Source organism: Chryseobacterium sp. BLS98, assembly GCF_001045445.1.
Lineage (GTDB): Bacteria > Bacteroidota > Bacteroidia > Flavobacteriales > Weeksellaceae > Chryseobacterium.
Window position 1 is genome coordinate 735,984 of record NZ_LFNF01000001.1, and the last position, 12,679, is coordinate 748,662.

Annotated in this window: 8 protein-coding genes; 7 read left to right on the forward strand and 1 reads right to left on the reverse strand. The window is 39.5% G+C overall.

Annotation, left to right across the window (positions count from 1 at the left end; all coding sequences use genetic code 11):
• Nucleotides 1–224 precede the first annotated feature (224 nt).
• The 5 genes from ACM40_RS03310 to ACM40_RS03330 all read left to right on the forward strand — a co-directional run bounded on the left by ACM40_RS03310 (nt 225) and on the right by ACM40_RS03330 (nt 7,447).
• On the forward strand, nt 225–1,634 hold the full coding sequence (locus tag ACM40_RS03310; RefSeq protein ID WP_048501382.1) for a stage 0 sporulation family protein: 1,410 nt from the start codon (nt 225–227) through the stop codon (nt 1,632–1,634).
• Nucleotides 1,627–2,091 carry a gliding motility lipoprotein GldH gene (locus ACM40_RS03315; protein ID WP_040993286.1) on the forward strand — a complete coding sequence of 155 codons (465 nt, stop codon included), beginning with the start codon at nt 1,627–1,629 and terminating at the stop codon, nt 2,089–2,091. The genes ACM40_RS03310 and ACM40_RS03315 overlap by 8 nt, the downstream gene beginning before the upstream one ends.
• Nucleotides 2,092–2,097: 6 nt before the next feature.
• The gene (locus ACM40_RS03320; RefSeq protein ID WP_048501383.1) at nt 2,098–4,476 is read left to right on the forward strand and encodes a penicillin-binding protein 1A; all 2,379 of its coding nucleotides are present in this window, start codon (nt 2,098–2,100) and stop codon (nt 4,474–4,476) included.
• A 75-nt stretch (nt 4,477–4,551) separates the two neighbouring features.
• Complete coding sequence (locus ACM40_RS03325; protein WP_048501384.1) at nt 4,552–6,093, forward strand: protein adenylyltransferase SelO; 1,542 nt, start codon at nt 4,552–4,554, stop codon at nt 6,091–6,093.
• 76 nt (nt 6,094–6,169) lie between these two features.
• On the forward strand, nt 6,170–7,447 hold the full coding sequence (locus tag ACM40_RS03330; protein WP_228376127.1) for a DUF6080 domain-containing protein: 1,278 nt from the start codon (nt 6,170–6,172) through the stop codon (nt 7,445–7,447).
• 48 nt (nt 7,448–7,495) lie between these two features.
• Here ACM40_RS03330 and ACM40_RS03335 read toward each other — a convergent pair whose 3' ends face one another.
• On the reverse strand, nt 7,496–8,044 hold the full coding sequence (locus ACM40_RS03335; protein ID WP_048501385.1) for an SPOR domain-containing protein: 549 nt from the start codon (nt 8,042–8,044) through the stop codon (nt 7,496–7,498).
• Nucleotides 8,045–8,226: 182 nt separating this feature from the next.
• Here ACM40_RS03335 and ACM40_RS03340 point away from each other — a divergent pair, with 182 nt between their 5' ends.
• Both ACM40_RS03340 and ACM40_RS03345 read left to right on the forward strand, forming a co-directional pair.
• Nucleotides 8,227–9,591, forward strand: coding sequence for a c-type cytochrome (locus ACM40_RS03340; protein WP_048501386.1), 1,365 nt, complete (start codon nt 8,227–8,229; stop codon nt 9,589–9,591).
• A gap of 23 nt (nt 9,592–9,614) precedes the next feature.
• A complete protein-coding gene (locus tag ACM40_RS03345; protein ID WP_048501387.1) occupies nt 9,615–12,674 on the forward strand; it encodes a TAT-variant-translocated molybdopterin oxidoreductase in 3,060 nt (1,019 codons plus the stop codon).
• Nucleotides 12,675–12,679 lie beyond the last annotated feature (5 nt).

Consider the following 12,679-nt stretch of genomic DNA (forward strand, 5'->3'; position numbering starts at 1 on the left):
ATTTCTTAATATTTTAAACAATATCCCAAAAGAAAATTATGTTTAAAATAGCACTTTGAAATATATCAGCTTAAATCTATATAATATAGCAACTTATCCTTTTTTGGCATTCAATATATTTTTCACGTTTAATGTTAAACAATAACGATATTGAATATTTAATTATTTTAGAATTGCATAAAGATAAATTTACATAAATTTGCAAGATTATAAAAAATAGTTATATGAGTTGTGGATGCAAAACATCCGGCGATTCTTCCCATTCATGCGGACCAAAAAAAACCGCGAGTGGCTGTGAAAATGTAAATACCTGTGGTAATAGTTATAAATTAAGTGTTTTTGACTGGCTTTCTAACATCAACAATCCCGCATCGAACAGGTGCGATATCGTGGAAGTTAGATTTAAAAATGACAGAAAATCGTTTTATAAAAACGTAAACAATATCCCTTTACATATAGGTAGCGTAGTAACAGTAGAATCAAGCCCGGGACACGATGTAGGCGTTGTAAGCCTCACCGGAGAATTAGTAAAGATTCAGATGAAAAAGAAAAAATTTGCTGAAGAATCTATACTCAAAATATACAGACAGGCGAACCAGAAAGACCTTGAGGTCTGGCAGGAAGCCCGTAAAAAAGAAGACAGCGTAAAGCTTGAAGCAAGAAAAATTGCCCACAGAATTGGCCTTGAAATGAAGGTCACCGATGTAGAATACCAGGGTGATGCTTCAAAGATTACCTTCTATTATACGGCTGATAACCGCGTGGATTTCAGACAGTTAATTAAAGAATACGCAGGTGCTTTCCGAACAAAGATCGACATGAAACAGATCGGGTTCAGACAGGAAGCTGCAAAAGTAGGCGGAATCGGTTCATGCGGAAGAGAACTCTGCTGTTCAACATGGCTTACCGATTTCAGATCAGTTAACACGAACGTTGCCAGATATCAGCAGCTAAGTATTAATCCTCAAAAACTTGCAGGACAATGCGGTAAACTGAAATGCTGCCTTAATTATGAGCTGGACAGTTACCTTGATGCATTAAGCAACTTCCCTTCTTCTTCAACCACTCTGGACACGGAAAAAGGAAGAGCATTCTGTATTAAAATCGACGTTTTCAAGAAGAAAATGTGGTTTGCTTATGTAGACAGCTCCATGGCATGGTATGATTTTGATATTGACCTTGTTAAGAAGTTAATCGCCAAAAACAAAAGAGGCGAAAAAATCCTTCCTTTAGAAGATCTTAAGCAGCCTGATATCCCTGTACACACCATTGACCTGATCCAGGAAAACAATGTGGACCGATTCGAAAAGAAGAACAGGGGTAACAACAGGAACAGAAATCAAAACAGGCCAAACAATGGCGGACAGGCACAGGGCCAACAAGGCCAAGGGCAGGGTCCAAAGAAAAACAGACAGGAAAGACCTGAAAGGTCAGAAAGACCAGACAGATCAGAAAATTCTAATGCCAATTCCGGAAATCAGCAAAGACAGCAGCAAAGGCAACAACCTAAGCCGCAGCCAAAAGCACAGACGGAAAAAACAGAGACTTCTTCTGATCCTGAAAAAAAACAACAGAATCCAAACAAGAAAAATTTCAAAAAGAAATATCCTCCAAAAAAAGATAAAAATGCGTAAAATTTTAGGATTATTACCTCTTATCCTTTTCTTTAGCTGCCATTCTTCCTCGGGAGAGAATGTCATCATGAATTCTGTGAACAACAAATGGAACAAGAAAAGCGAGCAAAAATTTAATCTTGAAGTTTCAGATCCGCAGAATCCTAAAAATATTATATTTGTCGTAAGAAATAACAACACTTATCCTTACAGCAATATAAGATTTATTGTCAATTTCACCAATCTCCAGAACAAAAAGAAGGAAACAGATACCCTGAACTATGTGCTGGCAAAACCAAACGGAGAATGGCTTGGTACAGGTTTTGGTGATACGAAGGAAGCATTATTTCAGTATAAAATGAACTATAAATTTCCGGGAAAGGGAAAATATGAAATCAGCCTGATCCAGGCAATGAGGAATGATAACCTTCCGGGAATTGAAGACGTTGGAGTAAAAGTAGAAACGGCTAAACCGTAACCATAAATGGAAGACAACAGACAAAATGCAGGAAATAAGGGAAAAACCTTCCCCCTTCCTCCCAAAAAAAAGAAAGATACCTCTTGGAAAAAATGGGTCAGATTCATCTGGATTGGACTCATTGCAGTAATTTTAGGTATTTCAGGACTTTTCTTTGCTGTTTCCCAGGGATTTCTTGGAGAAATGCCCGATGTAAAGGAACTGGAGAATCCTGATATCTATGTTGCTTCTGAAATCATTTCATCCGACGGTGTTTTACTGGGAAAATTTGAAAAGGAAAAAACGCAGCCAATCACTTACAAACAACTACCTCCTTATCTTATCTATGCCTTACAGGCAAAGGAAGATGAGCGTTTTAAAGAACACTCCGGAATCGATTTAAAATCTATTTTAAGAGCGGTAAGGTATGGAGGCGACAGAGGTGGAGGTTCTACCATTACGCAGCAGCTGGCTAAATTATTATTTACCAAAGAACCGTCCAAAAACCCGATCAAAAGGATGATTCAGAAACTGAAAGAATGGTCTGTTGCGGTAAGTTTGGAAAAACGATATACAAAAGAAGAAATTATTACATTGTATTTCAATAAGTTCGACTTCACTTATAATGCGAACGGTATTGAAATGGCTTCCAAAATTTATTTTAATAAAACCACTTCCCAGCTTACCCTTCCGGAAGCAGCAGTTTTTGTAGCCATGCTGGAAGCTCCGATTGCCAATAACCCGATGAGAAATCCGGAACGTGCAAAAAGAAGAAGGGATGTCGTTTTACAGCAGATGCTTGAAACAGGTTATATAGATCAGGCTACTTATGACAAAGCAATCAGCACCCCTGTTGAGGTAGACTATCATCCGATCAAAAACATCAATGACGACTACTCCGCTTACTATAAATTCTATTTAAGAAAAGAAATCGACAAGTATCTGGAAGGCTATGAAAAAGAAACCGGAAAGAAACTTAATCTTTATAAAGACGGATTAAAAATATATGTAACCCTTGATTCAAAAATGCAGAAATATGCTGAAGAAGCAATCAAGGAGCATTTAACAGATCTTCAGAAAAGATTTGATGCTGAACAGAGAGGAAGAAAAAACAGACCTTTCTACTACCTGACAGACAAACAGGTGAACAGTGTAATGACCCAGGCGATGAAAAGAACCGGTCGTTACAAACAACTGAAAGCAGCAGGAGTTTCTGAAGATTCTATTTTGCTGGAATTCCATAAGCCTATCAAAACTTCCCGCTTTACATGGGCTGGTGAGGAAGAGGTTGAAATGTCACCTTGGGACTCCATCAGATACCACAAACAGATTGCACAGGCAGGTTTAATGTCTATGGTTCCGGGAAGTGGAGAGATCAAAGCATGGGTTGGAGGTATAGACTGGCAGCATTTCCAGTACGACCACATCAAGCAGGGTAAAAGACAGGTAGGATCTACATTCAAGCCTTTCGTTTACGCTACAGCCATTATGAAACTGGGAATGACACCTTGTTCAACTGTTTCCAACGGGACTTACGACCACAAAGGATGGCATGTTCCGGGAAGAGGCGGAATGCTGACCTTAAAAGATGCATTGGCACACTCTCAGAACCCTGTAGCAGCTCGTCTTATTGAAATGACAGGGGTAGATGCCGTTATCCAGACCGCAAGAGACCTGGGAGTAACAGAGGATATTCCTAGAAACAATACCATTGCTTTAGGTTCATCAGATATTACCATCTACGAAATGCTAGGTGCCTACAGTACTTTCGCCAATTACGGAAACTACAACAGGCCGGAAATGATCTGGAGAATTGAAGATGCCAACGGAAGAGTGATCAAAGAAGTAAATGTAGAGCCGAAAGAAGTAATGAACCCAATGTATGCCTACACCATGATTGAGCTGATGAAAGGTGTTGCGCAGTTCGGTACCGCTTCAGGTGAGCTGGGAAGAAAAGGGATTTCAAAAGCAGTGGAAATTGCAGGTAAAACAGGTACCACACAGAACAACTCCGACGGTTGGTTTATGGGAATTACTCCAAAATTGGCAACAGGAGCCTGGGTAGGATGGGAAGACAGAGCCACCCACTTCTTCGGAACCGGTGAAGGTCAGGGTGCGAAAATGGCATTACCGATCTGGGCTATCTTCATGAAAAAAGTGTGGGCAGACAAATCCCTGGGAATTACTCCTGATGATAAGTTTACCAGACCATCTGACTGGAAAGACGGATGTTCCAACCTGAAAGGCCTCGGGGAAGGATATGGAGATGACGGAGGACTTCAGACCATCGATGAGATCAAAAATCCAAGGCCGGTAGATCCAACGCCTAAACATAATACAGAGAAAAAAGAAGAAAACGTTAATGAAAATCTTCACTCCGGCGATGAGGTAGATTTCAATAAATAAATTCTCTTTTACAAATACACAAGACCTTTCAACAATTTGAAAGGTCTTTTCTTTTATAATTAATACCTTTGACCTATGAATATTGAAAAGATCAGACAACCCTTTACCGATATATTTCCGGGTGACCTCTCCGGAAACACCATGCAGAGAAACACGCCAAAAGTTCTATTTGCAACGGTAAAGCCGGCAGGTTTTGACGGACCAAAGCTCATTGCCTTTAATCAACCCCTATCTGAAGAGATAGGACTCGGAAAATATGAAGAAAAAGATCTGGATTTTCTTGTAGGAAACCACCTTCCTGAAAATGTAAAGACCTATGCCACCGCGTATGCCGGCCACCAGTTTGGAAACTGGGCAGGACAGCTCGGAGACGGAAGAGCTATCCTTGCCGGAGAAATCATCAGTAAAGAAGGAAAAAAAACAGAAATCCAATGGAAAGGCGCAGGGGCAACCCCCTATTCCAGACATGCAGATGGAAGAGCTGTACTGAGATCTTCTGTACGTGAATATCTCATGAGTGAGGCCATGTATCACCTGGGAGTTCCTACCACCAGAGCCTTAAGCCTTGCCTTTACCGGTGAAGATGTTGTAAGAGACATGATGTACAATGGAAACCCACAGCTGGAAAAAGGAGCGGTTGTAATCCGCACCGCTGAAAGCTTTTTACGTTTCGGGCATTTTGAACTGATGTCTGCCCAGAGAGAATACAACACTTTGCAGGATCTCGCAGATTTTACTATTGAAAATTACTATCCCGAAATCACTTCGGACGGTGTTCAGAAATACAAAGACTTCTTTAAAAATATATGTACAAGAACAGCAGATCTGATGGTCGAATGGTTCCGCGTAGGATTTGTTCATGGGGTTATGAATACCGATAACATGTCCGTTTTAGGCTTAACTATCGATTACGGCCCTTATTCAATGATGGATGAGTATGACCTGAACTTCACCCCGAATACCACTGACCTTCCCGGAAGAAGATATGCCTTCGGAAAACAGGGCCAGATTTCCCAATGGAACCTTTGGCAGCTTGCGAATGCCCTTCATCCGCTCATTAAAGATGAAAAATTTTTAGAGGATACTTTAAATCATTACGGGACGTATTTCTGGGAAGCCCATGACAAAATGCTCTGCAGAAAATTCGGTTTTGATGAACTCAGAGAGAGTGATGAAGAATTTTTCACCAACTGGCAGGGATTAATGCAGGAGCTCCATCTGGATTATACTTTATTTTTCAATCGGTTAGAAAAATTAAATGAAAACAGTGACATCAGAAGTCTTTTTGAAAACATTTCCTATTCCGTATTAAATGAGGAAAAGTTAAGAAAGCTGGAAGATTTTGCGAAAAGCTATGATACCAGATTATCGTCCAACACCATTTCAAAGGAAGAGTCCTTATCCCTGATGAAACATGCCAATCCGAAATTCACACTAAGGAATTATCTTCTCTACCAATGTATCGAAGAAATCAGCGCCGGGAAAACTGAAATTCTTGAAAAGCTCACACATGCCTTAGAAAATCCTTATGAAGAGCTATATCCTGAGTTTTCGGCAAAACGCCCTTCAACCTATGATGATACTACCGGATGCTCTACTTTATCCTGCAGCTCATAGCAAATAAGAAATATCATAATATTAAACTCATCGGATACGGTGAGTTTTTTTATTCTATTTTTGTAAAAAATTAACCGTGTCTTTTATTAAAGCAAAACTTATAGCCCTTTTAAAGCAGCTGTTTCCGGCTTCCTATACAGAACTGTCTGTCTTTCTGTTCTTTCTGATTTCTTACGGAGCATTAGGCACTTATATAGCCCTTCATTACCGCATCATTTTCGACATCCGGATTCCCTGGGATGCCTATTTCAGTTTTGATAATAAAGCCATCGTAATGTCCGGCGGAAGTTTTGAAAGACATCCCCTCGCCTATTATTTTTTCAACTGGATCAGAGAGTTTTCACTTTTTATGTCAGGCGGGAAAATGGATGCTACATTTAGGCTTACTCTTGCATGGTTGAGTAATATAGCAATAAGTTTATGTATTGTACAGATTTTCAAATACCTCAGAAACATCATACAACTGCCGTTGAAAGTCGCTGTATTGCTTGTTTTGTTTTTTGGAACGTTTTCTACTCCTGTTATCCTTTCTTTTACCCCGGAAAATTTCACTTATACCCTTCTTTTGCTTAGCATTTACAATTACTATGCAGCTGTAAAGCTTAAAAAGGATGAAAAAATACCGGGATCCGCTTTAGTCCTTGCCGGAATCTCCATTGGAGGCATTACCATCACCAACCTAAGTAAAATTTTTATACCTGTATTATTTGAAAAAGACCTTTTCAGAAGCTGGAAAAAATTGGGAAATGCTGTTTTCCGCGTCGTGCTTACCACAGCCTGCTTTGTGTTTCTCTATCTGCTCCGGATCGATTTCAAATATGAAAATATCTTCTCAAAGACCAACCAGCAGTATGAAAAATTCTCGAATGTAGAATCAATTCCCGACTGGGACATGATGCTTTCTTACTTTTTCGGAGGCAGTATTTTGTTTCCGAGTTTTATGACAACGGATAAGCATAATATGAAAGGATTTGATTTCAAAGGGCTTCTCATGGAACCCTATTCATCTGCTTTTTGCTATGCTTTTGTCATCATACTGTTAATTCTGATTTTGTGGAGTTATTTGAAAAATCTCAGGAACAGACTGGTGCAGATTATTGCGATTTCATTTCTGATTGACATTGTAATTCATTGTGTGATGAGGTTCGGACTTCATACCTCGTACATCTATGGAGGTCACTTTGTTTTTGTATATCCTATTCTTTTAGGATGGCTGTTTTACGCCTACAGGTCAAAACCGGGAATCTTTTCATTCCTGATGGTAATAACGGGTATTTTATTTGTCTTTTTATTAGCCAATAACCTTTTCAGAATGTCGGATTTCTTCATATTTCTGGAGAATTACTATCAATAAAAAAAGCTGGGAAATTCCCAGCTTTTCTTTTATATTTTGTCTCAATCCTTATTTCGCTTCAGAACAGAAAATCCTGTACTGTACAGCGATCGCAGATTTAAAATATTCTCTTATTTTGGAAAGATCAGAAGCGGCGCTCTGTTTTGTAAAGTAACTTCCTGCAAGAATTTTGTAATTAGGCCTTAAAGATGCATCCGTTTCTACCTTCAGGTTCGGGAATCTTTTTCTGAAGTAAGATTTCACTTCATTCGCCTCTTCATTGCTTTTCACCGTTGTGATCTGGATCTTAAACCCGAGAATTCTCGGGTTTTTGCGACAGATTTCCGCATTTGTAAGTTCCCTGCTCGGAACATAAATCTTCGGAGGTTTTGGTGTACCCACAATTCCGCTGTCCGTATTATTTTCTCTTACCGAAGTACCACCGGTTGTTTTGGAACACTTCCCTTCAATTCCTTCCAGGGCAGCACTTACTTTAGGGTCCATAGTCATAATAAGCTCCGTTCCCGAAAGAGTATCTCTTTGAACAACCTGCTGGGCTTCAATACGATAAAACCCAAATAACGATAATATTGAAAATATTTTGATTAAATTTCTCATTTAAACTTGTTTCCGCAAATTTATACAAATTAAAAAATTATACCAAACAACACTATTTAGAATCAATACAAATTAAACGTAAATGATATTTTCCCTTTTCCATATACCGTTAAATTCCTGTTAAAAATATTATTTTTGCGGAATTGATTGGTTCAATATTTTACTAACATAAGATAATTTAAATGATTAGTTGGAGAAAGCATTATAAACAAACGTTGATCGCGATAGGCTTATTGCTATCAACCAGTGCTTCAATTTACGGGCAAGACGGCGATCCTAAAAACGGCGAAAAACTTTTCAAAGCGAATTGTACTGCATGTCACGCGCTGGACAAACAAGTAATAGGACCTCCTTTGAAAGGGGTTGTAGAACGAGTAAAGACAGAAGGCGGTGTAGACAAAGATTGGCTTCACAAGTGGATCAAAGACAACAAAGCTCTTAGAGCTTCTGGGGATAAATACGCCAATGAGATTTTTGAAAAGTTTAATAAAACTGAAATGTTGCAGTTTCCGAACCTTACGGATAAGGATATCGACGACATTTTAGCTTTTACAACTAATCCTCCGGCTCCTGAGCCAGCCAAAACTGATGATAAAGCAACTGCAGGAGCAGGAGCAGCAACAGCAGCACCGGCAAACAATACAACAACAAGCGTTGTCATCATTTCACTTATTGCAATAGCAGCTTTATTGGTTTGGATCTTAATTAAACTGAGACAATTGGTTAAATTAGGCCAGTCTGAAGACCTTGCAGGACTGAACGAAACAAGAGTGAAGTCTTTCAGTGAAATCTATGAAAAATACCATTATGTAGGTAAAGCAATCCTGGGTATCCTTGCCATCCTTGCCGCTTACGGAGTTTGGAACTGGATCATGTGGATCGGGGTTTACAAAGGTTATAAACCTGAGCAGCCTATCTACTTCTCTCACAAAATTCACGCTGGAGAACAGAAAATTGACTGTCAGTTATGCCACTCCAGTGCTAAATACGGAAAGGTATCTGAGATTCCTTCCATGAACGTGTGTATGAACTGTCACAGAACTATTTCTGAATACAATGCAGACCACTACATGGAGCCAGGAAAAGATAAAGCATTCTACGACGGTGAGATCCAGAAGATCTACGCAGCTACTGGCTGGGATCCTGCAAAACAGCAGTACACTGGAAAAACACAACCGGTTGAATGGACCAGAATCCACAACATGCCAGACTTCGTTTACTTCAACCACTCTCAGCACGTAATTGCTGGGGAACAAGCAATCATTAATTCTTTCAACAAAAAGAATCCTAACAACAAAATTGATGTTGTATGTAAAGCTTGTCACGGAAAAATTGATACAATGAATGTTGTTCAGATGGCTAATGACTTCACGATGGGATGGTGTATCGAGTGCCACAGAACTACTGAGGTTGATATGAACAACGGTTATAATAAAGAATACTTCAAGAATCTACATGACAAGTTGAAAAAACAATATCCTCAGGATGGCGGTAAGATCACTGTAGATGCAATTGGAGGTCTTGAGTGTGGTAAATGTCATTATTAATAACTAAAAAATTAGAAGTATAAATGGCTTCAAACAAAATACAATTTAGAAGTATTCATGAACTTAAAGATCCGGCTTTGAACAACAAGCTGGCTCAGAAAGAGTTTCAGGAAGAAATTCCGGTAGAAGATTTCCTTGGAGATGCTGAACAGAACGGATCCAGTACTTCAAGAAGAGATTTCTTAAAAATATTAGGATTCTCTACAGCAGCAGTAACATTGGCTGCCTGTGAAGCACCGGTAATCAAAACGATTCCTTATGTGGTAAAACCGCATGACATTATTCCGGGAGTTCCGAATTATTACGCTTCAACATATTTTGACGGATTTGACTTCGCCAGCGTTTTAGTAAAGACCCGTGAAGGAAGACCTATCAAAATAGAACCCAACCCTACAGCAGGTGACTTGGGAAAAACCAACGCAAGAGCTCAGGCAAGTGTACTTTCTCTTTATGATAATGATAAAGTAAAGCAGCCTAAACTGGACGGTAAAGACGAAACTTTCGATAAAGTAGACAGTTTTGTTCTTAAAGGTCTGGCAGATGCCAATGCAGCAGGTAAAAAAATAGTGCTTTTGTCGCACTCTTTACCTTCCCCTACTTTCAAAAAATTATTTGCTGAATTCAAAGCTAAATACCCGACTGCTGAACTTGTAACTTATGATGCTTATCCTCACTCTGCAGCTTTAGATGCAGCTCAGGAAGTATTCGGACAGAGAGCATTACCGGTTTACGACCTTAAAGGTTCAGAATTGGTAGTTTCTTTCCAGGCTGATTTCTTAGGAGATTATAATGCATCAAGCTTAGAAACATCTTACGCAGCAGCAAGAAAGCCGGGAGCAAACATGTTGAGACACATTCAGGTGGAATCCAACATGTCATTAACAGGTGCTAATGCTGACTCAAGATACAGATTAAAGCCAAGTGCAGTAAACAAAACTTTAGTTGAAGTTTACAACGCAATCGTAGGAGGTGGTACTTCTGATAAGACTGCTTCTGAAATTGCAGCTGAGCTTAAAGCAAAAGGCAGCAAAGCTGTTGTTTTTGCTGACGGTTCTAAAGGAGCACAGGTTTTAGCACATTTAATCAACCAAAAATTAGGATCAGTAGCTTTCACTGGTAAAGCCAACTTCCTTAAAGAATTTGATAAAGCAAGATACCAGGAATTCTTAGGATGGATTAATGCAGGTCAGGTTGGCGTATTGATCGCAAACAATGTAGACCCTATCTACTCTCATCCGAAAGGAGAAGATTTCAAAAAATCTTTAGCTAAAGTTGCTTGTGTAGTAGCTGTAGCTGATAAGAAAAATGAAATGTACAAAGCAGCAAAAGCTGTAATTCCTGTGGCTAACTGGTTAGAATCATGGGGTGATATTGAGCCTCAGACAGGAGTATATTCATTAATGCAGCCTACCATCCAGAAAATCTACAAATCAAGACAGATCGAAGAATCTCTATTGGTTTGGAAGAATGGAAAAAACAATGCTGCGAACAATTACTATGACTATCTGAAAGCCAGTGCAGCTTCTATTTTAGGAAGTACTTCTTTCAACAAAGCTTTATATAACGGTTTCACTACTTCAAACAATGCAACTTCATTGTCATATGCAGGAGGTAATGCAGCTCAGGCTATTGCTGAATTAGGAAGCTTCAAGCCTTCTGAACTGGAATTGGTATTATACACCAAGACTTCAATGGGTGACGGTACCCAGGCCAACAACCCTTGGCTTCAGGAATTACCGGATCCTATCACAAGAATGTCTTGGGATAACTATCTGACTATTTCTCCAAAAGATGCAGAAAAGTTTGCCATCGACAACGATCTTAATGCAAGAATGCAGCTGGATGGTTCTATTGTAAACCTTACTGTAAACGGAGTAACAATAAAAGATGTTCCTGTATTCATCCAGCCGGGACAGGCAGAAGGATCTGTAGGTCTTGCGCTTGGATACGGTAAAAAAGATTCAGGAGCTACTGCCGATACCGGAGTAAACGCTTATCCTTTATTTGACGGTTCTAACTTAGTTGTTTCAGGAGTTAAGATCGAAAAAACAGGAGAAGATCACGAATTCGCTGGTATTCAGTTACAAAATACCCTGATGGGACGTTATGAAATCGCTAAAGAAGTTCCTTTGGCAGAATTCTTAGACGTTGCATTTGATGATGAGCACAAAGGATGGAACAAGCCTTTGGAATATCACACCATCAGTGGAGCCCTTCCTGCAAGAAAGATTGACCTTTGGGATGCTTTCGATGATACGGACGGACCTCACTTCAACCTATCTGTCGACCTGAACTCTTGTACAGGTTGTGGAGCATGCATCATTGCATGTCAGGCAGAAAACAACGTTCCTGTTGTAGGTAAGAAAGAAATCAGAATGTCAAGAGATATGTATTGGTTAAGAATTGACCGTTACTATTCTTCAAGACAGAAAGTAGAAGTATACGAAGGATTGAAAGAAGGAATGGCAGTACCGGAATTGTACGGTACAGCATTCGGAGACGGAGGGGCATTAAACCACCCTGCAGACAATCCGGATGTGATCTTCCAGCCGGTAATGTGCCAGCACTGTAACCACGCTCCTTGTGAAACGGTATGTCCGGTAGCGGCTACTTCACACGGTAAGCAAGGTCAGAACCACATGGCTTACAACAGATGTATCGGTACAAGATATTGTGCAAACAACTGTCCGTACAAAGTAAGACGTTTCAACTGGTTTACTTATAACCTGAATGATAAGTTCGATTTCAACATGAACAATGATTTAGGTAGAATGGTACTTAACCCGGATGTAGTTGTAAGAACTAGAGGGGTAATGGAGAAATGTTCAATGTGTATCCAAATGACTCAGAATACTATTCTTGAGGCTAAGAAAGAGGGAAGAAAAGTGAAGGATGGAGAATTCCAGACTGCTTGTTCTAAAGCTTGTTCTACAGGATCATTGACATTTGGAGACATGAATGATAAAGATTCTTCAATCAGAGAGCAGTATGCATCTAACAGAAGATATTACTTACTGGAAGAGATCGGAACCAAACCAAACGTGTTCTATCATACTAAAGTAAGAAACAGAGTAGAAAAATAAAGTTT

Coding starts and splice junctions, on each gene's coding strand:
- ACM40_RS03310 (WP_048501382.1), top strand. CDS start 225: ATGAGTTGTGGATGCAAAACATCCGGCGATTCTTCCCATTCATGCGGA.
- ACM40_RS03315 (WP_040993286.1), top strand. CDS start 1,627: ATGCGTAAAATTTTAGGATTATTACCTCTTATCCTTTTCTTTAGCTGC.
- ACM40_RS03320 (WP_048501383.1), top strand. CDS start 2,098: ATGGAAGACAACAGACAAAATGCAGGAAATAAGGGAAAAACCTTCCCC.
- ACM40_RS03335 (WP_048501385.1), bottom strand. CDS start 8,044: ATGAGAAATTTAATCAAAATATTTTCAATATTATCGTTATTTGGGTTT.
- ACM40_RS03325 (WP_048501384.1), top strand. CDS start 4,552: ATGAATATTGAAAAGATCAGACAACCCTTTACCGATATATTTCCGGGT.
- ACM40_RS03340 (WP_048501386.1), top strand. CDS start 8,227: ATGATTAGTTGGAGAAAGCATTATAAACAAACGTTGATCGCGATAGGC.
- ACM40_RS03345 (WP_048501387.1), top strand. CDS start 9,615: ATGGCTTCAAACAAAATACAATTTAGAAGTATTCATGAACTTAAAGAT.